The organism is Holdemania filiformis (genome assembly GCF_003459085.1).
GTDB classification, from domain to species: domain Bacteria; phylum Bacillota_I; class Bacilli_A; order Erysipelotrichales; family Erysipelotrichaceae; genus Holdemania; species Holdemania filiformis.
On record NZ_QRUP01000026.1, the window covers coordinates 27,770 to 48,370 of the forward strand.

A 20,601-nucleotide genomic window follows, 5' to 3' on the forward strand; every position below is an offset into this window, starting at 1 on the left:
TTCCTTTCCTACACCGTTTTCTTTCCGGTGGTATAAATAAGTCAGAAGCAAAGAGGAGGAGTACGCAATGAACATTTTACTGGTCTGTGCCTGTGGTTCCAGCACCAGCGTCGTCTTGCAGAAAATGAAAGAAAACCTGACAAGCGACGAACCGTGGACAATTGAAGCGAAGTCGCTGTCGGATGCGAAGAAGGTCATGGGGAAATATGATTATGTCCTGCTGGCGCCGCAGATTCGCTATCAGATCAAAACGGTGCAGAGTCTGGCCGAGCCGTATGAGGGCTTAACGGTCATGAACATTGAACCGGCAGACTTCGGCCGCTGCAACGGTAAGGCGATTTTGGATCAGATTCGCCGCAGCGAACAGGCGAAACAAAAATAAAAGGGAAAAGGGGGACTTTATTCCATGGCGAAACAACAGCACGAAAAAAAGAAATTCCTCGACCGGTTTGAAGAACTATGTATGCCGATGGCGACCTTCTTCGGAACCGAACCGCACTTTCTGGCGCTCCGCGATGGCGTCGTCAGCGCGCTGCCGTTTACGTTTGTCGGCGGCATCGCTTTCTTAATCTATAAGTGTCCGTGGCAGGAAGGCTACGCGACCGGCGTTGGTTTCTTTGACGCCTTCATGAACGCCTGGTTCCAGATGTCGACGAACTTCAAGGACATCTGTTACGCGCCGTATGGAGCGACGCTGGGCATCATCTCAATTTTTATCTGTTTCACCGTAGCGTATTCGCTGGCCGAGCATTATAAAAAGAACGCCGTCAATTTCGCGGTGTGCGCGACCTCGATTTATCTGTTGATCGCCTCGCCGGTCATTTCCAGCGCGATGTCGATTGCCTATTTAGGCTCTGTCGGCATTCTGGTCGCCTGTCTGGTCGCTCTGGGATCGGTGGAAATCATGCGGATTTCGATTGAGAAGGGCTGGACGATTCACATGCCGCCGAGCGTTCCGCAGGTCATTGAGAATACGTTCAGTACGATTTTCCCGTATGTCTACGCGTTGATACTCTTCTATGCGCTGAGCGTGATTTCCCAGCTGGCTTTCGGCAAGCTGCTGCCAGAGCTGTGGCAGTACATCTTCACGTTAATTACCGTGGCGGTGGAAAACCCGGTCGCCGTCACCGTGCTGACCGCGTTTGAAAACCTGTTGTTCTCGTTCGGCATTCATCCGACGACGGTCGTCGGGCCGCTTCTGGATCCGCTCCAGCTGGTCACGCTGACTGCCAATGCCGAAGCCTTCGCGGCCGGTACCGCGCTGAATGCTCTGCCGCACGTCTATACCCAGTCGTTCTGGGCGTATTATTCCTGCATCGGCGGAGCGGGGTCCACGCTGGCCTTGTGCGCAATGTGCGTCAAGAGCAAGTCGAAACAGCTCAGCGCCGTCGGCAAGGTGGCGATCGTCCCATCGCTGTTCAACATTAACGAGCCGGTGATCTTCGGCCTGCCGATCTTCCTGAATCCGATTCTGGTCATTCCGTTCATGTTAGCGCCGTCTGCCAATATCCTGCTGGGCTGGCTGTGCACCTCGCTGGGGCTGGTCAATCATTCGTTCCTGTTTTTGACCTCGACAACGCCGACCGTGCTGGGCGCGTTCATCTCGACGCTGGACTGGCGCTCCTGCCTGTTAGTCGTCGTGATGTTTGCCATCGACTGGGTGATCTATTATCCGTTCTTCAAGATCTATGAAAAACGCTGCATCGAGCAGGAAAACGGGGAAGCGGCTGAATTGGAAGCGTCCGCTCACGCATCCGCATAAGACAAAAGAAACGAGGCAGAAACATGACCGATATCAAAATGACAGCTTTTGAAATTATCTCGTATGCCGGGGACGCGAAAAGCTCCGCTTACGAAGCGCTGGAAGCGGCGAAACAGAACGATCACGCCGGCTATGAAGCGAAGATGGAAGAAGCGGAAAATAAAATTAACGAGGCTCACAAAGTGCAGTACGCGATGCTTCAGGAGGAGGCTGCCGGACAGATGCACGCCGAGTTTTCGATCATCGTCGTGCATGCCCAGGATCATTTGATGACGACAATGGCGACGATCGATCTGATTAAAGAACTCAGCGAACTGTATTTCCTGCGGCACGCATAAACGACAGACAGCTGCCTGCATCCCAGGCAGCTTCTTTTCCAATCAGGCTGTTTCAGGCTCAACAATCTAGCGGCGGTAAGGCCGGCAGGATGAAGGGAAGAAACGCACGAGTGCGAAATGTGAAAGTGAAACACGAAATGTAAATAAGGAGGAAGCGATGAAACACGGATTTCCAGACAATTTTTTATGGGGCGGCGCCATCGCGGCCAACCAGGCGGAAGGCGCATGGAACGAAGGCGGCAAAGGGCTGTCCGTTCCGGACGTAGACTGGCACAATCCCCATTTAGTCCGCGGCGGCAAGCGCGACGCGGATTCAGAAATGACCAGCACCCGGTTAAACGAATTATTAGCGATCAGCGAGGACTGGCAGTTCCCCAAGCGCAGCGGCATTGATTTTTATCACACCTACAAGGATGATCTGGCGCTGATGAAGCAGCTGGGACTGAAAGCCTTCCGCACTTCGATCAACTGGGCGCGGATCTATCCCAACGGTGACGACGAACAGCCCAATGAAGAAGGCCTGCAATTCTACGATGAGCTGATCGATACGATTGTGGCCAGCGGCATGGAGCCGATCATCACGCTGTTTCACTACGAACTGCCGTTAAAGCTGGTGACGGAATACGGCGGGTGGCGCGATAAACGCCTGATCGAATTTTACGCCCGCTTTGCCCGGACTTGTTTTGAGCGTTATCAGGGAAAGGTGAAATATTGGATTTTGATCAATCAGATCAATCTGATTTATGTCGAATCGTTTAATTCCCTGGGAATTTTGTGCGATCAGGTCGACAACCTGGAAGAAGCGAAATACCAGGCGATTCACAATCAGTTTGTCGCCTGTTCGCTGGCGACCAAGCTGGGACGGGAGATCGATCCGGAATTCAAGCTCGGCATGATGATTTCTGATCATAACTGCTACCCGGAAACTGCGTCGCCGGAAGATGTGTTCAGCACCCTGCAGAAGAATCAGATGAGTCAGTTCTTCTATGGCGACGTGCGCATCCGCGGACAGTATCCGGGCTATGCACTGCGGTATTTTGAGGATCATCAGCTGAACATTGAGATGACGGAGGAGGAACTGGATCTGATTCACCGCTATACTGCCGATTATATGGCATTCAGTTATTATTACTCGCGGATGAATTCAGCGGTTCACAACACGGCTGATCTGAATGATATCTCCCGCAATCCGCTGCTTCCGGCTTCGATTTGGGGCTGGTGCGTCGATCCGCTGGGACTGCGCAATTCGCTCAACGTGTACTATGACCGCTACCAGCTGCCGTTGATGATCGCGGAGAATGGACTGGGAGCGCTGGATGAGCTGAAAGCAGGAACGGTCGAGGATGATTACCGGATTGATTATCTGCGGGCGCATCTCAAGGCAATCAAGGAAGCGATCCGCGACGGCGTCGACGTGTTCGCTTACTGCGCGTGGGGACCGATCGATATTGTCAGCTGCACGACCAACGAAATGTCCAAGCGCTATGGCTTTGTGTATGTCGATCTGAACGACGACGGCACAGGCAGCCGGAAACGGTTTAAGAAAAAGAGCTTTGACTGGTATAAGCGGGTGATTGAAACGAATGGAGCGGATCTCTAGCCTGTCGTGGAAGACAGCGGTTCTGGCAGCGCTGGCCGGCGTGGGCATCGGCGTGGGCGTCGGCTTGATCTTAAACGCGAATATCGGTTCGGACACGGTCACGGTTTTCCAGGATGGGCTGCATTGCCAGCTGCATATCAGCTACGGTCAGGCGTCGCGGCTGTACAATCTGGTTTTGATCGCGGCGGCGTTTTTGACAGCGCGGAACTACTTTGGGGCCGGCACTGTGATTTCAGCGCTGGTCACCGGCTTCGCGATTGACGGCACGGTGGCGCTGACCGGCAGTCTGATCGCCGGAATCAGTCTGCCCGGACGCCTGCTCGTCTTTCTCCTCGGGCAGACAGTGTACGCCTTCAGCTTGGCGATGCTGATCCGCTGTCAGCTGGGCATGAATGGACTGGACAGCCTGCTTCATGCGGCACAGGCCCGGTTGGGCATATCGTATTCGATTCTGCGCTGGGGTGCGGATCTGGCGCTGACGGTGCTGGGCTGTCTGGCCGGCGGCATCGCGGGCGTCGGCACGGTGATTTCCATTGTCACGACCGGCCCGCTGATTCATCGGTTTCAAAGGGGAAGGAGAACTCAGCCATGTTGAAATTGATTTTGTTGTCAGTCCTGGGCGTTATGGGGCTGGCTCTGCCGCTCACGCTGATTCTCACAGCGAAAGAGAAACCGAAAATCCCAGGCGTCTTGTTGGGAGCCGCATTTTATTTAACCGCGAATCTGTTTTTGAATGTGTTCAAAAATGCCTGGTCGCTGAATCTGGATACGCCCATCTCCACGGTCTTTTATTTGATCACGGCGGTCTTGACCTGGACGCTGACCGCAGCGTTGTTTTTCCGCCGTTCACGTCCGGCTTCACTTGGCAGAGTCAGTTTGATTTACGGCGGCTATGCGCTGATCAATACGTTTGTCGTGACAATGGCTGGTACTTCTCCGCTGATTCAGTATGGCTTGCTGGAGGTCAGCGGTCAGACTGCTCAGCTTCCCGCGGCATCGGCCGCGATATTGAGCGCCGCTTATGCTTCTCTCGGGCCGCTGGAGCTGGTTCTGGCACTGATCGAGCTGATCCTGGTTTTCCTGATTCTGGCTCAGCTGTTCCGGCGGATGTTAACGGAAAAAACGGTGAAGCGGTTGTCGGAGTTTGGCCTGGGATTGTTCCTTTTGATGATGATTCAATATGGAAAATGGGGGATGCTCGTCAGCTTCATCGCCTATGGAATGGAACTGGCGGGACTCCTGGCGCTCAGTAAACGAAAGGAGTTGAAATCATGAACGAAACAACATCTGCTTTTCCCTCCGATTTTATCTGGGGCGGAGCCTTTGCGGCAAATCAGATGGAAGGCGCCTGGCAAGCGGATGGCAAGGGCGTCTGTCTGGCGGATATCAATGAATATGTTGAAAGTCTGCCTCTGGATCAGAAATGCAATACCGAAATGACGACGGTTCAGATACAGGAAGCGCTGGAAGCGAAGGACCGAATTTATCCAAAGCGGTGGGGCACAGATTTCTATCACCGGTATCCGGAGGATCTGCGGCTGTTAGGTAAAAACGGTCTGGGTCTGACAGGATATCGGACCTCGATCAACTGGTCGCGGATCTATCCGCATGGTGATGATGACTTACCGAATGAAGCCGGCTTGCGATTTTATGATCGGGTCATTAAAACGATTCTGGAAAACGGGATGCAGCCGATGATTACGCTGTCGCATTATGAAATGCCATTGGATTTGGCTTTAAATTATAACGGCTGGTCAGATAAGCGGACAATTGATTTCTTTGTCCGGTACGGAAAAACGGTGCTCGACCGGTATCATGATCAGGTGCATCGCTGGATTCTGGTGAATCAGATCAATTTAATCGATCATGAGAGTTTTAATCACCTGGGAATTCCGGCTGATCGTGTCAGGCATCTCAACGAAGCGAAGATGCAGGGCGTGATTAACGAAATGATTGCTTGTTCGCAAATCACGGAATATGCGCATCGGCGCTATCCGGACGTTCAGATCGGAATGATGCTGTGCGGCGGTCCAGCTTATCCGGCAACCTGTGATCCTAGTGATGTGTTGGCTGCGCAGCAGCGTAATCAGATGCAGTATTTCTATGGCGATGTCCTGCTGCGGGGAACAATTCCGGGGTATGCCTGGCGTTATTTCCACGATCAAGGCTTTCATTTAGAAGTGAAGGAGGAAGAGCTTGAAAGCCTGAAGAATACGGCAGATTTCTTTTCATTTTCCTATTACTATACGCGGATCTGCGATCAGAAAAGTTGGAAAGATGGGCACGGCGCCTACCGGAATCCTCGCCTGCCGGCTAATCCGTGGGGCTGGTCCATAGATCCGATCGGTTTGCGGATTGCGTTGAATGCTTATTATGACCGTTACCAAAAACCCATTTATATCACGGAAAACGGGATAGGGTTAAAGGATGAACTGTCCGCTGACGGTGCCATCCATGATGATGACCGTCGTGAATATTACCAACTGCATATTGAACAGATGAAGGAGGCGTTGGCGGACGGCGTAGATCTGCGGGGAATTTATCTATGGTCGCCGATCGATATTATCAGCTGTTCATCCTGCGAGATTTCCAAACGCTACGGGTTTGTCTATGTTGATCAGAATGATGTAGGTCAGGGAAGCCGAAGGAGAATCCCAAAGGATAGCTATGCCTGGCTGAAACGGGTGATCGCTTCAAATGGAGAAAAGCTCGATTAGTAAAGAATTATGGTGATGGAAGAAAGCGAATTAGCTCAGTTCTGATTATTTTCTTATTTTCAACAGAAGCAGGGTTGAAAAGAAAGTTAAATAGTGCGGCAGAAAGACGTTTTTAAAGCTGCGGCAAAACTGAACGGAATGCTGTGAACTTGAAGTGTCAGGAACACAGCTTTTCTTTTGGTTTCCAAGAAACTGACCTAAGGCAGAAAGAATTAATTTATCTTGCCTTGTAATACCTAGAAATACTATGTATAATGAAAGCATAGAAACTCTAGGTATGAAAGGAGGCTGTTTATGAATTATGATAAAGGCTTGATCGCCGGCAGTTCCGCTTTGCTGGTATTAAGTTTGTTGAAGGAACAGGAGCGCTACGGCTATGAGCTGATCAAGACGCTCAAAGACCGATCGAACGACGCTTTTGATTTTAAGGAAGGCACGTTGTATCCGATTCTGCACAAAATGGAAAACGAAGGCTGGATCCGTTCGGAAAACAAAACAGTCAACGGACGCACGCGCCGGTACTACGCCATCACGGCCCGGGGCGTCAAGCAGTTGGAAGTCCAGCAGGAACAATGGTCTCATTTTTCTTCGGCGGTCAATCAGGTGCTTTCGTTTCAGGGCAGCGGATCATGAATCCGATTGAGACTTATGTCCAAGCTGTGACGGCGCAGATTCATTTCTTTCTGGACCGCGGCCGAATCGGCGATGAATTGCGCGCTCATCTGCAGGACAGCGCCGAAGATCTGATGCAGGAAGAAGGCTTAACTCCGGAACAAGCGCAGGCGGAAGCGGCTGCGAGAATGGGGGATCCGCAGGCAGTCGGCCAGGAACTGAACCGAATTCATCATCCGCTTTTAGGATGGCTCTGGCTGATCACGATGTCCTGTGCGGCGATTGCCGGGATTGTCTTAGTTTATTTATTGCTTACTGTAGGATGGAATGAAATTCAATACCTTTTGCCTATGACTCCTGAACAGGCCGAAAAGATCGCAGTCGTGAATGAAAAGGTTGAATTAGCCGGACATACCGTGACGTTGGATGCTCTTTGGAAATCTGATGAAGGAAAGTTGATCTTAACGTATCATATCCGGAACAAGCTGTCCTATTCCCGTTCCGGCTGGTCGGTGGACTTCTTCTCTATCCAAAATGGAGACGACAGCCTCCCGGTCTATCCTTATTTTGAAGCAACCTCTTTATTCGGATCGAAAGGAATGCTTACTTTCACAGCGCCGGCATCCGACGTGATTGAGCTTTCCTTGATCGACGGACAGCGGGTAACGTTAGACCTGAAACAATTGGAGTTGAAAAAATGAAAAGGAAAAGAGAGATTTTGATAGGCGTAGCCTTGATTCTGATCACCCTTGTCGTGTTGGGATGGATGAGCGGTTATTATCTGTCACCCCAGGCGTGCGTGGAAGATTCGCTGCGGGGACTGTATTTCAGTCCGGCTGAAAAGATCGACGAGGTTCAGATTGGGGATCGTTATTATTATCTGTACGCCAATGACCATCAATATGCGCTGCATGGCGCACGGAAGACGGCGGGTATTTTTTACGTCACGACCGGAGGGAGCACACACAATGATTATGCGGATGCTGACGAAGCATTTCAAATCGACGGACTGAGTGACGGGAAAAATCAGTTGTTTGTCATCCATCGCAGCCAGCCTGAAATCATGAAGGTGGAAATAGATCCCGGTAAAAACCGGCCAGTAATTGTTTTTGATCAATGGGAGCATGATTTTTCAATCAAGGTCCAGCAACTGGAAAACTCTGAAGAGGCGACATGGGTGGGAACCTACCGGGCCTATGATGCGCAGGGAAATCTTGTTGAGAAGCGGATCTATCCATGATCCTCTCTGTAACAAAAGAAATCGAGAGAAGCAAGTGAGAAAACCATGAAACGCATTAAAATGAAACGAAGCGCTCAGTTGGGAATCGGTTTCTGTGTTATTTTAGCCAGTCTGACCTTTCTTGGTTTGACACAGGGATGGTATTTTTCCTCGCAAATTTGCACGGAGGATTCCTTGCGGGGGTTGTATTTTGATCCTGAGGAAAAGATTGCGGAAGTTCAGGTTGGCAATAAGCGCATCTATCTCTATACCAATCAGGAACAAGATAAGATCGCAGTCATGGGCGCGCAGCGGAAAGGCTTCGTTTATGAGCCGTTCGGCGGTTTTATCAACATCGTGATGAATTCGGAGGAAGCCTATGATCTTCAAATGGTGGAAAATGACGGAATTTATATAGCGGTGATCGTGCGCAGGGATCCGTGTGTAGCGCGGGTGGAAGCTCAGCTGAATAACGGTTTAACGTGGATCGCGGAACAGTGGCATGATGATTTTGCGCTGATCGCTCTGGAAATTCCGGAGGCATCTGTTTCCTGTTGGCCGGGAATCTATCGAGCTTTAGATAAGGATGGGCGAGTTTTAATGGAAAGAACGGTTCTTGGTTAGTTTCATTACGAAATTCCCGGTTTGTCACCGAGATTGACAAAGCTGTGCGGTTGTCTAGTGGAAAGTTTCGTGAAATCGTGTAGAATAAACTTGCCTGATAGGGAGGAATGTCTATGTTCTACGCATTTTACGATATTTTTTATTTATTAGTTCTGGCGGCGATCGGATTTTCCATGTGGGCCAGTGCCCGGGTGAATTCGACGTTCCGCACATATAGCCAGCAGCGCACGCGCAACGGGATGACCGGCTATGACGCGGCGCGGGAAGTACTGGATGCCAACGGTTTGTATGATGTCCGGATCGAACGGGTATCAGGAAATCTGACCGATCATTTCGATCCCCGCACCAATGTTATCCGGCTTTCCGATTCAGTTTATGGTTCAGCATCTACTGCCGCGGTCGGTGTGGCCGCGCATGAAGCCGGACATGCGATCCAGTATGCTCGGGGTTACGCACCGTTAAAGATCCGCAACGCGATCATTCCGCTGACGAATATCGGATCCCGGATGTCCACGCCGCTGATTTTAATGGGATTGCTTTTCTCCAGCATGGGCCGCTCGGCGATCACGATCGCGTATATCGGCGTGGCCTGCTTCGCGTTGAGCGTCGTATTCCAGTTAGTCACTTTGCCGACTGAATTTGACGCTAGTCATCGAGCGGTGGCTGCGATTGAAAACTGCGGATTACTGACAAGTGAGGAAGTGGGCTCGACCAAGAAAGTGCTGTCTGCGGCGGCGATGACGTATGTTGCGGCGCTGGCGGTCGCGATTACCCAGTTTCTGCGTCTTTTGAATATCGTTCAGCGCAATGATCGGCGCTAAGCGGCAGTGTCGGTGAATTCAAGAAAGAAAAGAATCCGGGCGCTGAACCGAAAACTTCAAGCCAAACACAACGGCCCGGAAACCTTTATGGGCTACCCGGTTACTCAGGGCGGAGTTCTGGTTGACGCCTGGTGGATTCCGATTGAGGAAGCGGAAGTCTATATCCGTAAGCGGGAAGCTTGCGCCGCTCAGCTGATCGCTGAAATGGAAACCTTCTGCAGCCGCGTCTACCGGGATTTAGCGGGAACGGAAGACGGCGAAGTTGTGTGGGGCGAATCGGTATTCGGTACCGAACGCAGCTGTTTGGTCTTTCTGGACCCGCAGACGGTAGAAGCTGCGCTGGAAGCGGCGAAGAAAAAGGAACTGCGGAAATTTATCCTGGAAAGCAATGAGATGACGGAGCTCGCGGCTCAATTGAATTTCGATTCAGCGAACTGAACTTCATCTGCCTGCTTATCATTTCCGCCAGTTTGAAAACCAAAATGAAAACAGCCTGAGATTTCCGGTTTATGGAAGTTTCAGGCTGTTTGTCGCTAAGTCTGTTCAGATTGTTTAGGTGAAGCCGTCAGGACTGAGGAAAATTCTTTTTTACTTTACGGTCTGGAATTCTTTCCGTTCAATTTCCTGCGGCGCTTCGATTTCGCGGGCGAGGGTGTGTTCCGTCAATTCGGAAAGCAGCTTAAGCTTCTTGTTGATCAGCGGCCGCATGCAGTTCGGCACATGTTCCTGATGAGCGCGGTGGATAGCAACGCATTCCTTGCAATTGCCATGATAGCGGCAGGCTTTCCGGCATGGACAATGATCCTTTTCCTTGTACTCTTCGCGGAAAGCGGCGGCGAATTCTTCCTGAAGCGCCAGACCGGCCTGACGATTGCCGTTATGGAATTGTTCCATCGCGGCGAGTTCTTTTGGATTTCCTTCAATGATCATCAACAAATCCCCTCTTTCTTTGTTGGCTTCATCAGCCAACAACGTTACTATTCTAGCACCGGGAAAAGGTGAGCTTCAAGAGATTCCTTATAAAAATGACGATTAAAGAAGAAACAAATCTTTTTATGTTGTGGAAAGAGAGGAATGGACTTTGCGTTCTTTTCCATTTTGTTTTATCATGGTAAAAAAGGAGCGTGTTTATGAAACTGAGATTGAAATTAGGCTTGGCGCTAATGATGGTGCTGAGCTTGCTGGGGTGTGCTTCATCACCGTCGCCGCAGATCACGCCAGCGGTGTCTCTGCCGACAGAAGAAACGATAACGGTCCAGGAAGACGGCTGGTATTCCACGAAGGAGGAAGTTGCAGAGTATCTGGAAGCCTATGGACATTTGCCGGAGAACTACATCACGAAAAAGGAAGCCCAGGCTTTGGGGTGGGATAATGCGAAAGGGAATCTGTGGGATGTGGCCGAAGGGAAATCCATCGGCGGCGACCGCTTTGGCAACCGTGAAGGACTGCTTCCCAACGCTCAGGGCCGGACTTGGTATGAATGTGATATTGACTATCAAGGCGGCTACCGGGGAAAGGAACGCCTTGTCTTTTCCGATGACGGTCTGATATATTATTCCGACGATCATTACGCGAGCTTTGAAGCGGTAAGGGGAATCGAATGAAGCGTGCTTTGATCGACGGCCGCAGCTGCCGGGATAAACAGACGCTGCATCAACAGCTCAAAGATCAGCTCGCCTTTCCCGATTATTATGGAAAGAATCTCGACGCGCTCTATGATATGTTGAGTACCACGCAGGAAGAGGTTGAAATAGGATTCCTGAATAAGGACGAATTGCATGGAAATTTAGGCAGCTATGCAGATGCGCTGCTTGCGACCTTACAGGAAGCGGCCGCAAACAATCCTTTCCTTCATCTATCCGATGGAACAACGCCGGCGGAGAAGGTTGGCAGTCAACCTGAAAGTGAAAATTAATCCGAAAAGAATAGAGAACAGGACAGCGATTCACGGCTGTCCTGTTTCCATAAAAAAAACTCCATCCAGGCTGTGAGTGAAGCAGCGCGGATGGAGTATCCATGCCCGGCCGGAGGGCCGGAAGCGTGGATAAACCGGATAGATTTAGAATTAACGCAGAAACATCAATTTATGCGTAGAAACCAGTGGCATAGCCGATGAAGGTCAGGACACACGCCAGAACGAGGATCAGACCCATCAATTTCAACGGCGACCATTTCTTCTTCGCATACAAACCATAGACGCCTAATGTCAGGCCCAGCGGCAGGATCTGCGGGAAGATGGAGTTCAGTACGGAATCGGCGTTGAACAGTACCTGGCTTTCCAGAATCGTGTTGGTTGTGGCGTCATAGACGTCTTTGACGATCTGGATCGGCAGTGTGCAGGAAACGAAGGATGCGGTCAGGGCGCCGACAACGATCAGGCCCAGGACGGTCATTGTGTCCGTCAGTAAATTCAGCCGGCCAGTTGCCATAAACGTCTGCATCCCTTCCAGACCGGACTTATAGCCCAGCTTGAACAGGAACCAGCTCAGCGCGCAGGTGCCGATCGGATAGACAAGCATGTAGATGACCGGTCCCAGCCAAAGCATATTGGCGGAAGCCTGAGAGATCGACAGGCAGATTGTCAGCAGGATCGGGATGATCGTCGCAACCCACAGTGAATCGCCGATTGCGGATGTCGGGCCGATCAGCGCAACTTTGACGCTGCTGATCAGTTCCGGCGTACACTGGCCGTTAGCGTTAGCTTCTTCCAGACCGCAGACAATGCCGTTACAGATCGAACCGACCTGCGCTTCGGTATTGAACAACGTGATATGACGCTGCAGCGCAGCCGCCCGTTCTTCTTTTGTGTCGTATAATTCTTCAATGACCGGGGCCATTGCCTGACCGAACGCCATGCCCAGCATCGATTCCGCCTGCTGGGAACAGCCGTTCCAGAGGAACCAGGTCCGGAAGGATTTCTTTAATGTTTTTTCACTGATTTTCTTAGCCATGATTAAGCTCCTTTCCGATCAGCCAGCGAGGAGGCTGCGACATAGTAGAGAACTGCGGTGATGATCGCGACAACAGCGACCGCCATCGTGCTTAAACCGAAATAAGTGACGAGAATGAATCCGGCTAAAAAGATAACGATGTGATATTTCTTCTTTAACAAGAACGATAAGATGATGCCCATTCCCAACGAAGCCATCATGCCGCCGAAAATGCTCAGCGCAGTGGTGACCCAGCCCGGAATCAGCGTTGCGAAATCAGCCTGGCCGGAAGCGGCCGTCATCGACGTCAGAACGAGCACCGCCGGAACAAAGCGGCATAAGAAGCCGATTGCCTGACCCATGAAGACGTTTGGAACGATCATTTTGCGGGTATCCCCGGCTTCCGCATATTTTGCGGCAACCCGGTTCAGCGGCAGGTTTAAGGCATACGACAAATTCCACATGACCTGACCGACCAGTCCGCCGATTCCGGCGAAGACCACGGCCAGACCGATCGCTCCGGTAGCGTCCATCCCCTGACCGAAGACGATCGCTGCGGCGACACCGATGTAGGTGGCATACGATAAGTCCCAGGCAACCGCGCCGCCCGGCGTGACGTTGCCCATATACATGATCTGTAACGGAATCCCGACGACCATGGCAGTCTGAATATCCCCTAAAATGACGCCGACGACCAGCGCCGCGACTAACGGACGGCCTAAGGTGTACCAGCCGATGGTGTTGCCGACGATAGAACCGATGGATCCCAGATACACAAAGATTGCGATCAGGATGATTTGAATGATTGACATAATTACCCCTCTGACTTTCTATTCAATCGTTTTGCGGAAAGCGTCCCAGCTTGTCCGGGTGGTGTTCGGCAGCTGGTGGAAGCAGACGTCTGCGCCTTTGGCGCTCAAGGCATCGATGACTTCCACGTCCTGCTGGCTGAGATAGAAGATGCCGGTTGCGCCGGAAACCTTATGCACGGAATCCGGACGTTTGGCAATGTTGCCCAGCATCACGAAGTCAGCTTTCAGAACGGTGTCTTCCAGGTCTTCCAGCTGCTTCGGGAAGCGCACGATCACCAGACGGTTGTTTCCGCTGTCCTGGCTTAACAGGCTGCGGGCTTCCTCCGTGGTGACAATGTGCGTTTTATAAAGCGGCGGTACGCTCATCGTCATGATCGATTTCAGCATTGGATTTTTGGCGCTTTCATCGTCGATCGCAATAATTTCCTGGATCGCCAAGGTCGGACACCAGGCGACGATGGTCTGGCCGTGAATCAGCCGGTCATCGACGCGGACTACAATTTTACCCATGGTTATTTCTCCTCTCTTTTTACCACAGCTGCGGTTCGATCAGGCTGGCGTACATATACGCGACGGTATAGCCGCTGTTGTTGGATTCAATCTGGCGAACTTTGCCGATTGTCGGATAATACTGCTGATAAGGGAAGTCGTTGACCTCGCCGCGGAAGACGGCGTATTCCTTCATCGCGTCGTACCACTGGGTGACTTCCTCTGGATTCAGCGTGAAGTAGGCCTGCGGGAGGAAGCCGACGAGATCCTCAAACGTTTCGCCGTAAACCAGGCGGATCGGATTGCCTTTTTCACGCAGCCGCTTGACGGCGGTGACGACGGCGTCGTGAGTGTTGATGTGCCGCGGATGCATTGAACCGCGCCAATGGGTGATGACCAGATCGACTTTCTCATCGACGAAATACTGTTCCATCCGCTGGGCGAAGTCTTCCAGCGAAGGCATATTGCTGGAAACATAGCCGAGCCAGATCGTGTCGGCGCCCAGCTTTTCCGCGGCTTTCTGGTTCATGGTCAAGAGATCTTTCAGGTAAGCCTGTTTCGCTTCTTCCGTTGCGGCCGGATCCTCCAGCCGCCCCTGAGTGACGTGGATCAGCGTGCAGTGCGCGCCTTGCCGGGCATATTTGAGAATCAGCGGTCCGCCCATCAGCTCGGCGTCCAGCGAATGTGCGCCGATGCTGACGACGCGTTGGATTGATGTCATAATGTGTTCTTCCTTTCTTTAATAGAGCATGGTTTTCGTGCAGATTTCAGTTAATCTAAATTCTTGCGGTAATCGGTGAAGGTGCGGAAAACAGTGATTCCGTGGCGCTCGTAGAAACGGCGTCCCGGCGCGTCGGTCGATACGAAATACATGTGATAGATACCGCGCTTCTCCATTTCCAGCTGCATCAGATCGAGCAGGATGCTGCCCAGGCCCCAGTTGCGCTGACTGGCCATAACACCGATCGGACCGAACCGCATCGGATTGCCGTCCATCTGACGCATGCAGAAGCCGGCGAGCTGATCGTTTTGATCGACGCATAACAGCACATTGTCTTCGGCCAGATTGTTCTGCATACTGATCAGCAGGTTGCGCTTCCAGCCGCCGCCGAATTCGACCTTGGCAAATTCAAGCAGATCGACGCAATACTTCCAGCTGAACGGAATGAACCGAAAACCCGCGGCTTCAGCTTTCGCCTTGCGGGCCAGCGCCGCTTCATCGAGCTGGTAACCATGCAGATCCTTGCACATTGAGTAACTTTCCTCGCCGCTTTGATAGCCCATCGCGTCAAAGAAAGCGGCCGATTCCGGATAGTTCTGCTTGTCGATGCCCGGGAAGAAATAATTCGGGCTGTACGCGGCGACTGTGACGTTTTTAGCGCCGCGCGCCTTCATGTCGGCTTCGGCTTTCTCGACTAAGGCCCGGCCGATTCCCTGGCGGCGATGTTCGGCTTCGACGAACAAGACGTTGATCCAGCCTCGGTCCGGCTCCGTTCCCCGTTCCAGATAAGGGAATTTGCGGCGGGTTGCCAACAGGAAGCCGACGACTTCCTGATCGGCCAACGCCACATAACACAGCGACGGATCGAAGTTGTCGTCCAGCAGCGCCTGCTTGCGGAACTTCTGTAAGGTCAGCGGATCGCAGGGAAGACAGGCGTTCCACAGATCGACGACCGCCTGTTCGTAGCGCTGATTATAATTCTGAATTTCCATAGATCTTTAATCCTCCTCAGTCAGTATATTAACGAACAATCTTAATTATCTTATAATATTGATATGTTAACATATTAACTGATTTCATTATACGGTGCCCCCTCAGAATATGCAAGCCCTTTCAGCCAAAAAAAGAACATTCTGTCGAAGAATGTCCTCTACATTTTGATATTGACCGTGACGGAATACCAATCCTTGTTGAAATAGGTCTCTGCGTATTCAATAATTTCATCGCGCTGATCAAAGGTCAGCCGCTTCACGAAGAACGTCGCGGTATTCTTGCGGATGTTCATGAGCCGGGCAATTTCTACATTGCCGATCTCCCGGACCGAGTAGTTTTCATTAACCCAGACGGGCGTGACGTTGACCTGAGCCAGCGTCTTGTAGAAGGATTTGGTATCATAGACTGTCTGTGCCTGTTCCAGCGAAAGCAGGCGGCTGTCGACAAATGAACTTTGATAAGCGATCGGTTCCCCATTCGCCAGACGGATGCGGCGGACGCAGAGAATCGGCTGCTCCGGATCGATCGTCAATTTCTCAGCGATCTGAGCGTTCGTGATCAGTTCAATTTTATCCACATGCATGTCAATTTCATAACCTTGCTGAAGCAGCTCGTCACTGAAACTGAGCGAGGTCAGTCCGCGGATCATCTGCTTCTTGGCGACAAAGGTACCCAGTCCCTGAATCCCGGTGAGGTAACCCTCGTTGATCAGATCGGTAAACGCCTTGCGGACCGTAATGGTCGAGACATTATATTTCTTTTTCAGCACGGACTCGCTGTCGACCTTATCGCCCGGTTTCAGCTGGCCGGATTTAATGGCGGCGATGATATCTTGTTCGATTTGGAAATACTTGGCAACCTTGTACTCCATTTCACTTCACTCCTTAGCTTAACATATTAACTTATCTGGATTATAGCAGATTCCATTTTTAAAAGATAGAGTCATTCCCCGGAAAAAAGGATTTCGACGAAACCCCAACCCGCGGCGGTCATTGAAACGTCGCTGATCAGGATGAAATGGAAAGCGTTGAACTGCCGTCCGGTCAGCGAAAGCAGGAAAAAGTAAATCAGCCCGGCGATCAGGGCGGTGATCAAGGAAGTCCCGGAAATCTTGCGGAAATCCTTGTGATGGAAAACGAATCCGCAAAGCAGGCCAAAACAGAAATAAACGGAAATCAAGACTTTGGGATCAAACAGAAGCAAGGCCTTGCGATGGGCGTTGATGGCGAACAACAGCGCGATCAGCCCGATGACTTCGAACAGTGTGGTGACCGTATTTTTAATTTTCATGCTTCTCCTTCCTTTCTATCATGAAAATGAAATGAAACGACAGCCGGAGCAATCTGGACGGGATTAGTGCAGCGTGATCCCTGATCTGTCTGGATAAAATGATTTGAAGTCCGGCTAATCGGGGACTGGGGAAAAACAACGAAGTTTGATTACCTTTATTATATCATCTTCACCCTGGTTGGAAAGAAAAGCCGTCGCTGTTTCAGAAGAACTGCGAGGTCTTTGCAGGGCAATTTCCGTTGAAAGAAAAATGCGAAGGAGGGTGCTGTCTAAAGGGGCGGGAGGCGTTTGCTTTTCCACCCGGATAGGACTATGATAAGGGATATCGAAAAGAGGACACAGGAAGAAAGGGGCGGAAGCAATGACAGCGATTTTATTTCCCGAAGCGATGTGTTTGGTCGATCCCGTCAGCGGGCAGACGAGCTGGGGCGCGAATCAGGAATGGTATGGCGATTTATGGCAGCGGAAGGCAGGCTGCGGTCCGACAGCGGCCGCCTCGCTTATTTTTTATCAGATGCAGAAGCAGCGGCTGAGACAACGGGAGGCATTGTACTCCGGGCGGCAGGCACTGCTCGATCAGATGAATGAGATGTGGTACTATATCACGCCCAGCCGCGGCGGGGTGAACCGGGTTTCCATGTTTACGGAAGGCCTGGAAAAATACCGCGCGGTGAAAAAGGAAAACTTTGAGATCCGGGCGCTGGAAGTTGCGGAGGATCCGGCGCAAAGACCTGATTGGATGACAGTCAGCCGTTTTCTGGAGGAAGCTTTGAAACGGGATGAGCCGGTCGCCTTTCTTAATCTGTGTGCGGGGGCGGAGAAGCGGATCGACGACTGGCACTGGGTGATGATCAGCGGGCTGAATCCGCAAACCGGGGTGATCACGTTTTTTGACGAGAGCCAGATCAAGGAAGAGGATCTCTCCTTATGGTTAAAAACAACCACGAAACGGGGTGGTTTCGTGACGCTGCGCTGGCCGTCGCCGGACACAGAATTTACCAGTAAGGATTAACAATTTTAGTAAAACGGATTATAATTACTCTTAATTAAATAGAAAGAAATCGGCTAAGGGGGAAAGACATGGCATCAAAACAACGTGGACTCATGACTTCCGGCGTGATCTGGAAAGAACTTCTGTTATTCTCAATACCTTTGCTTCTCGGAAATTTATTCCAGCTGCTCTATAACACCGTCGACTCGATCGTCGTCGGCAATTTCGTCGGCCATCAGGCGCTGGCTGCAGTTGGCGCGAGCACGCCGCTGATCAACATGTTGATCGGATTTTTTATGGGCGTCGCCGCCGGCGCGGGCGTTCTGGTTTCGCGGTTCTTCGGTGCGCGGAAGCTGAAGGAGCTGCATATTGCCGTCCATACGTTTGTGGCGTTTACGTTTTTGTTCGGCGTGCTGATGATGGTGGCCGGGATTACGCTGACGCCGCTGTTTTTGCAATGGATGGGGACGCCGGCGGATATCATGGACATGGCGGTGCTGTATCTGCGAATTTATTTCCTGGGTATTATTCCCACGATGCTGTATAACTCCGGAGCCGGGATCCTGCAGGCTGTCGGCGATTCCCGCCGCCCGCTGTGCTTCCTGACGATTGCCAGTGTGCTGAATATCATTCTGGACCTGGTGTTTGTCATCCAGCTGAACATGGGCGTGGCCGGAGTGGCCTGGGCGACGCTGATCGCACAGACGGTATCCTGCATCCTGGTGGCGGTCACCTTGCTGCGGTCAAAGGAAAGCTATCAGATTATTCCGAAGAAAATCCGAATTGACAAGCCGATGTTGATGCAGATCGTGCGGCTGGGGATTCCCAGCGGTTTGCAGCAGATGATCGTTTCCTTCTCCAATGTGCTCGTCATGTCGTATGTCAACCGGTTTGGTTCGGCGGCAATCGCCGGTTTCAGCTCAGCGAACAAGTTTGATAATTTCCTCGGCCTGCCGGTCAACAGCTTCATGCTGGCGATCACGACGTTTGTCGGTCAGAATATGGGCGCGAAGCAGATTGAGCGGGTGAAAAAAGGGATCAATACCTGTATGTTCATGGGGATTGGCATCGTCATCGCCATCGGAATTCCAGCTTATCTGTTCTCAGATCTGTGCATCCGGATGTTTTCGCAGGAAGCGGACGTTATTTATTATGGATCGTGGATGATGCGCACGCTGGTTCCTTTCTATTCCATTCTGAATATTGCGCAGGTGCTGACCGGCGCGGTGCGCGGGACGGGGAATACGACGGTGCCGATGCTGATCAATGTTTTCTATTACTGCATCATCCGGCAGGTATTCCTGGCGGTGGCGATGATGTTCGTCAATTCGATCGTCGTCGTGTTCTGGAGTTATCCGCTGACCTGGACGTTATCGGCCGTGACGTTGTTTATCTACTATAAACGCGGCAGCTGGCTGAAACACAGCGGCGTCCGCGGCTGATGCTGGATCGTTCTTTACTCCGGATTCAGGATCTCCGCGATCACCGGGCAATTTTCATCTCAGATATCCACGGCGAAAAAGACCTGTTTGAAGTGTTGCTGGAAAAGGTTCATTATATTCCCGGACAGGATACTTTGTTTCTGCTGGGAGATCTGATCGAAAAAGGCAGCGCCAGTCTGGAAACGCTGCGGTGGGTAATGACGTTGGCGCGTAACGAACGCGTTATCGTGTTAAAAGGGAATAACGATGAAGCAGAACAGCTGCTGGAGGATAAAATACCGCTGCCGATGAAGCTGAGTTATCTGCGTACACGGCGGTCGCTGATCAGCGAGATGGCCTGTGAACAGGGCATGACGATCGATGAAAAGACAGATTTTAAAGCTTTGCGCCGGCGTTTGACAGAAGCCTATGCCGCAGAGTTTGCGTTTCTGCGGAATCTGCCGCTGATCGCTGCTGGTCCGGGTTATGCCGCAGTGCATTCCAGTCTTCAGGATGCTCAGAATTTAACGAATAATGATCCGCGCCTGATTTTAAAAGATAATGATTTTTTGTTAAAGTCTTCCGTGAAATTTCCATACCCGGTGATCGTGGGCCACATGCCGACGGTGGCGTTAAGCGACCGACAGGGAAATTGCGGTGTGCATTTTCTGAAAGATCGGAAGATTCTGGCGATTGACGGCGGATGCGGGATGCATGCGCATGGTCAGCTGAACGCTCTGATCGTTCAAAACGGAAACTTTCGACAATTTCAGACGGCCAGCGCCGATCGCCTGCCGCGGCTGAGGGTTCTTGCGGATCAAGCGGGAACTCCGGAGGATCAACAAGTATTCGTGCGGTATTTTGAAAGTGAGATCGAAGTCGTGGGAGAAAACAACGAGTTTCTGCGCGTGCGGCATAAAGCAACGCAGCGCCTGTTGGAAATCCCCCGCAGCGCGCTGCGGATGATCGAGGGGAAGTCCCATTGTTTTAACAGCACAAGCTGTTGGCTGGCTTTGCGCCAAGGGGAGGAAGTCGCGGTCATTCAGACCTGCGCGGACCGGTCGTTCTGTAAAATGAACGGTCAACTGGGTTGGGTAGCCAATGCCGTATTGGAAACCAGGTGAAAAAGGAATAAAGCAGGCAGATCGTGTGAATCCGGTTTGTAAAAAAATGTTTATTTTACGAAGGCTTCTATAATTTACTAAGATGAAAAGAGGCTGTGACAGATAAGGGATAGGAAAAAATAAAAAAATGCGTAACT

At 51.4% G+C, this 20,601-nt stretch carries 26 protein-coding genes; 18 read left to right on the forward strand and 8 right to left on the reverse strand.

Features of this window, described 5'->3' with window-relative positions; all coding sequences use genetic code 11:
* Window positions 1-67 precede the first annotated feature (67 nt).
* The 13 genes from DWY25_RS15620 to DWY25_RS15680 all read left to right on the forward strand — a co-directional run bounded on the left by DWY25_RS15620 (window position 68) and on the right by DWY25_RS15680 (window position 10,131).
* Window positions 68-382: a PTS sugar transporter subunit IIB gene (locus tag DWY25_RS15620; RefSeq protein WP_117896003.1), complete on the forward strand. Its 315-nt coding sequence runs from the start codon at window positions 68-70 to the stop codon at window positions 380-382.
* A gap of 24 nt (window positions 383-406) precedes the next feature.
* Window positions 407-1,762: a PTS sugar transporter subunit IIC gene (locus DWY25_RS15625; RefSeq protein WP_117896004.1), complete on the forward strand. Its 1,356-nt coding sequence runs from the start codon at window positions 407-409 to the stop codon at window positions 1,760-1,762.
* Window positions 1,763-1,785: 23 nt separating this feature from the next.
* The gene (locus DWY25_RS15630) at window positions 1,786-2,100 is read left to right on the forward strand and encodes a PTS sugar transporter subunit IIA (protein ID WP_117896005.1); all 315 of its coding nucleotides are present in this window, start codon (window positions 1,786-1,788) and stop codon (window positions 2,098-2,100) included.
* A 157-nt stretch (window positions 2,101-2,257) separates the two neighbouring features.
* On the forward strand, window positions 2,258-3,700 hold the full coding sequence (locus DWY25_RS15635; protein ID WP_117896006.1) for a family 1 glycosylhydrolase: 1,443 nt from the start codon (window positions 2,258-2,260) through the stop codon (window positions 3,698-3,700).
* On the forward strand, window positions 3,684-4,295 hold the full coding sequence (locus DWY25_RS15640) for a YczE/YyaS/YitT family protein (RefSeq protein ID WP_117896007.1): 612 nt from the start codon (window positions 3,684-3,686) through the stop codon (window positions 4,293-4,295). The genes DWY25_RS15635 and DWY25_RS15640 overlap by 17 nt, the downstream gene beginning before the upstream one ends.
* Window positions 4,289-4,975, forward strand: a complete 687-nt coding sequence (locus DWY25_RS15645) for a hypothetical protein (RefSeq protein ID WP_117896008.1) — start codon at window positions 4,289-4,291, stop codon at window positions 4,973-4,975. The genes DWY25_RS15640 and DWY25_RS15645 overlap by 7 nt, the downstream gene beginning before the upstream one ends.
* On the forward strand, window positions 4,972-6,417 hold the full coding sequence (locus tag DWY25_RS15650) for a glycoside hydrolase family 1 protein (RefSeq protein ID WP_117896009.1): 1,446 nt from the start codon (window positions 4,972-4,974) through the stop codon (window positions 6,415-6,417). The genes DWY25_RS15645 and DWY25_RS15650 overlap by 4 nt, the downstream gene beginning before the upstream one ends.
* A 294-nt stretch (window positions 6,418-6,711) precedes the next feature.
* Complete coding sequence (locus DWY25_RS15655; RefSeq protein ID WP_006057303.1) at window positions 6,712-7,050, forward strand: PadR family transcriptional regulator; 339 nt, start codon at window positions 6,712-6,714, stop codon at window positions 7,048-7,050.
* Window positions 7,047-7,730: a permease prefix domain 1-containing protein gene (locus DWY25_RS15660; protein ID WP_117896010.1), complete on the forward strand. Its 684-nt coding sequence runs from the start codon at window positions 7,047-7,049 to the stop codon at window positions 7,728-7,730. The genes DWY25_RS15655 and DWY25_RS15660 overlap by 4 nt, the downstream gene beginning before the upstream one ends.
* Entirely contained in the window at window positions 7,727-8,269 is a 543-nt protein-coding gene (locus DWY25_RS15665) for a hypothetical protein (protein WP_117896011.1), read from the forward strand. The genes DWY25_RS15660 and DWY25_RS15665 overlap by 4 nt, the downstream gene beginning before the upstream one ends.
* A gap of 45 nt (window positions 8,270-8,314) precedes the next feature.
* On the forward strand, window positions 8,315-8,872 hold the full coding sequence (locus tag DWY25_RS15670) for a hypothetical protein (RefSeq protein ID WP_117896012.1): 558 nt from the start codon (window positions 8,315-8,317) through the stop codon (window positions 8,870-8,872).
* 113 nt (window positions 8,873-8,985) lie between these two features.
* Window positions 8,986-9,693: a zinc metallopeptidase gene (locus tag DWY25_RS15675; protein ID WP_117896013.1), complete on the forward strand. Its 708-nt coding sequence runs from the start codon at window positions 8,986-8,988 to the stop codon at window positions 9,691-9,693.
* A 12-nt stretch (window positions 9,694-9,705) separates the two neighbouring features.
* Entirely contained in the window at window positions 9,706-10,131 is a 426-nt protein-coding gene (locus tag DWY25_RS15680) for a hypothetical protein (protein WP_117896014.1), read from the forward strand.
* Between the two features lie 150 nt (window positions 10,132-10,281).
* On the opposite strand, the gene DWY25_RS15685 is transcribed toward DWY25_RS15680, so the two are convergent.
* The gene (locus DWY25_RS15685) at window positions 10,282-10,623 is read right to left on the reverse strand and encodes a hypothetical protein (RefSeq protein ID WP_039863535.1); all 342 of its coding nucleotides are present in this window, start codon (window positions 10,621-10,623) and stop codon (window positions 10,282-10,284) included.
* Window positions 10,624-10,823: 200 nt separating this feature from the next.
* Here DWY25_RS15685 and DWY25_RS15690 point away from each other — a divergent pair, with 200 nt between their 5' ends.
* The gene (locus DWY25_RS15690; RefSeq protein ID WP_117896015.1) at window positions 10,824-11,297 is read left to right on the forward strand and encodes a ribonuclease domain-containing protein; all 474 of its coding nucleotides are present in this window, start codon (window positions 10,824-10,826) and stop codon (window positions 11,295-11,297) included.
* Window positions 11,294-11,608 carry a barstar family protein gene (locus DWY25_RS15695; RefSeq protein WP_220412967.1) on the forward strand — a complete coding sequence of 105 codons (315 nt, stop codon included), beginning with the start codon at window positions 11,294-11,296 and terminating at the stop codon, window positions 11,606-11,608. Before DWY25_RS15690 ends, DWY25_RS15695 begins: the two co-directional genes overlap by 4 nt.
* Before the next feature lie 169 nt (window positions 11,609-11,777).
* Here the strand turns inward: DWY25_RS15695 and DWY25_RS15700 are convergent, their stop codons facing one another.
* From DWY25_RS15700 to DWY25_RS15730, 7 genes are all read right to left on the reverse strand, one after another.
* Complete coding sequence (locus tag DWY25_RS15700; protein WP_117896016.1) at window positions 11,778-12,644, reverse strand: PTS system mannose/fructose/sorbose family transporter subunit IID; 867 nt, start codon at window positions 12,642-12,644, stop codon at window positions 11,778-11,780.
* Window positions 12,645-12,646: 2 nt separating this feature from the next.
* Entirely contained in the window at window positions 12,647-13,435 is a 789-nt protein-coding gene (locus DWY25_RS15705; RefSeq protein WP_117896017.1) for a PTS sugar transporter subunit IIC, read from the reverse strand.
* 18 nt (window positions 13,436-13,453) lie between these two features.
* Window positions 13,454-13,945: a PTS sugar transporter subunit IIB gene (locus DWY25_RS15710; RefSeq protein ID WP_039863533.1), complete on the reverse strand. Its 492-nt coding sequence runs from the start codon at window positions 13,943-13,945 to the stop codon at window positions 13,454-13,456.
* Window positions 13,946-13,964: 19 nt separating this feature from the next.
* Entirely contained in the window at window positions 13,965-14,645 is a 681-nt protein-coding gene (locus tag DWY25_RS15715; RefSeq protein WP_117896018.1) for a PIG-L deacetylase family protein, read from the reverse strand.
* A 50-nt stretch (window positions 14,646-14,695) separates the two neighbouring features.
* Complete coding sequence (locus DWY25_RS15720; protein WP_117896019.1) at window positions 14,696-15,637, reverse strand: GNAT family N-acetyltransferase; 942 nt, start codon at window positions 15,635-15,637, stop codon at window positions 14,696-14,698.
* Between the two features lie 158 nt (window positions 15,638-15,795).
* A complete protein-coding gene (locus DWY25_RS15725; protein WP_117896020.1) occupies window positions 15,796-16,509 on the reverse strand; it encodes a GntR family transcriptional regulator in 714 nt (237 codons plus the stop codon).
* Window positions 16,510-16,580: 71 nt separating this feature from the next.
* The gene (locus DWY25_RS15730) at window positions 16,581-16,928 is read right to left on the reverse strand and encodes a hypothetical protein (RefSeq protein ID WP_117896021.1); all 348 of its coding nucleotides are present in this window, start codon (window positions 16,926-16,928) and stop codon (window positions 16,581-16,583) included.
* 361 nt (window positions 16,929-17,289) lie between these two features.
* Here DWY25_RS15730 and DWY25_RS15735 point away from each other — a divergent pair, with 361 nt between their 5' ends.
* The 3 genes from DWY25_RS15735 (at window position 17,290) to DWY25_RS15745 (ending at window position 20,464) form a co-directional block, all read left to right on the forward strand.
* Window positions 17,290-17,940 carry a hypothetical protein gene (locus tag DWY25_RS15735; protein WP_117896022.1) on the forward strand — a complete coding sequence of 217 codons (651 nt, stop codon included), beginning with the start codon at window positions 17,290-17,292 and terminating at the stop codon, window positions 17,938-17,940.
* Window positions 17,941-18,008: 68 nt separating this feature from the next.
* On the forward strand, window positions 18,009-19,361 hold the full coding sequence (locus DWY25_RS15740) for an MATE family efflux transporter (RefSeq protein ID WP_117896023.1): 1,353 nt from the start codon (window positions 18,009-18,011) through the stop codon (window positions 19,359-19,361).
* Complete coding sequence (locus DWY25_RS15745; RefSeq protein ID WP_117896024.1) at window positions 19,361-20,464, forward strand: metallophosphoesterase; 1,104 nt, start codon at window positions 19,361-19,363, stop codon at window positions 20,462-20,464. The genes DWY25_RS15740 and DWY25_RS15745 overlap by 1 nt, the downstream gene beginning before the upstream one ends.
* Window positions 20,465-20,601 lie beyond the last annotated feature (137 nt).

Bases quoted from the DNA above. Each gene is read 5' to 3' on its own strand.
- DWY25_RS15620 (WP_117896003.1), top strand. From the start codon at position 68: ATGAACATTTTACTGGTCTGTGCCTGTGGTTCCAGCACCAGCGTCGTC.
- DWY25_RS15625 (WP_117896004.1), top strand. From the start codon at position 407: ATGGCGAAACAACAGCACGAAAAAAAGAAATTCCTCGACCGGTTTGAA.
- DWY25_RS15630 (WP_117896005.1), top strand. From the start codon at position 1,786: ATGACCGATATCAAAATGACAGCTTTTGAAATTATCTCGTATGCCGGG.
- DWY25_RS15635 (WP_117896006.1), top strand. From the start codon at position 2,258: ATGAAACACGGATTTCCAGACAATTTTTTATGGGGCGGCGCCATCGCG.
- DWY25_RS15640 (WP_117896007.1), top strand. From the start codon at position 3,684: ATGGAGCGGATCTCTAGCCTGTCGTGGAAGACAGCGGTTCTGGCAGCG.
- DWY25_RS15645 (WP_117896008.1), top strand. From the start codon at position 4,289: ATGTTGAAATTGATTTTGTTGTCAGTCCTGGGCGTTATGGGGCTGGCT.
- DWY25_RS15650 (WP_117896009.1), top strand. From the start codon at position 4,972: ATGAACGAAACAACATCTGCTTTTCCCTCCGATTTTATCTGGGGCGGA.
- DWY25_RS15655 (WP_006057303.1), top strand. From the start codon at position 6,712: ATGAATTATGATAAAGGCTTGATCGCCGGCAGTTCCGCTTTGCTGGTA.
- DWY25_RS15660 (WP_117896010.1), top strand. From the start codon at position 7,047: ATGAATCCGATTGAGACTTATGTCCAAGCTGTGACGGCGCAGATTCAT.
- DWY25_RS15665 (WP_117896011.1), top strand. From the start codon at position 7,727: ATGAAAAGGAAAAGAGAGATTTTGATAGGCGTAGCCTTGATTCTGATC.
- DWY25_RS15670 (WP_117896012.1), top strand. From the start codon at position 8,315: ATGAAACGCATTAAAATGAAACGAAGCGCTCAGTTGGGAATCGGTTTC.
- DWY25_RS15675 (WP_117896013.1), top strand. From the start codon at position 8,986: ATGTTCTACGCATTTTACGATATTTTTTATTTATTAGTTCTGGCGGCG.
- DWY25_RS15685 (WP_039863535.1), bottom strand. From the start codon at position 10,623: ATGATCATTGAAGGAAATCCAAAAGAACTCGCCGCGATGGAACAATTC.
- DWY25_RS15690 (WP_117896015.1), top strand. From the start codon at position 10,824: ATGAAACTGAGATTGAAATTAGGCTTGGCGCTAATGATGGTGCTGAGC.
- DWY25_RS15695 (WP_220412967.1), top strand. From the start codon at position 11,294: ATGAAGCGTGCTTTGATCGACGGCCGCAGCTGCCGGGATAAACAGACG.
- DWY25_RS15700 (WP_117896016.1), bottom strand. From the start codon at position 12,644: ATGGCTAAGAAAATCAGTGAAAAAACATTAAAGAAATCCTTCCGGACC.
- DWY25_RS15705 (WP_117896017.1), bottom strand. From the start codon at position 13,435: ATGTCAATCATTCAAATCATCCTGATCGCAATCTTTGTGTATCTGGGA.
- DWY25_RS15710 (WP_039863533.1), bottom strand. From the start codon at position 13,945: ATGGGTAAAATTGTAGTCCGCGTCGATGACCGGCTGATTCACGGCCAG.
- DWY25_RS15715 (WP_117896018.1), bottom strand. From the start codon at position 14,645: ATGACATCAATCCAACGCGTCGTCAGCATCGGCGCACATTCGCTGGAC.
- DWY25_RS15720 (WP_117896019.1), bottom strand. From the start codon at position 15,637: ATGGAAATTCAGAATTATAATCAGCGCTACGAACAGGCGGTCGTCGAT.
- DWY25_RS15725 (WP_117896020.1), bottom strand. From the start codon at position 16,509: ATGGAGTACAAGGTTGCCAAGTATTTCCAAATCGAACAAGATATCATC.
- DWY25_RS15730 (WP_117896021.1), bottom strand. From the start codon at position 16,928: ATGAAAATTAAAAATACGGTCACCACACTGTTCGAAGTCATCGGGCTG.
- DWY25_RS15735 (WP_117896022.1), top strand. From the start codon at position 17,290: ATGACAGCGATTTTATTTCCCGAAGCGATGTGTTTGGTCGATCCCGTC.
- DWY25_RS15740 (WP_117896023.1), top strand. From the start codon at position 18,009: ATGGCATCAAAACAACGTGGACTCATGACTTCCGGCGTGATCTGGAAA.
- DWY25_RS15745 (WP_117896024.1), top strand. From the start codon at position 19,361: ATGCTGGATCGTTCTTTACTCCGGATTCAGGATCTCCGCGATCACCGG.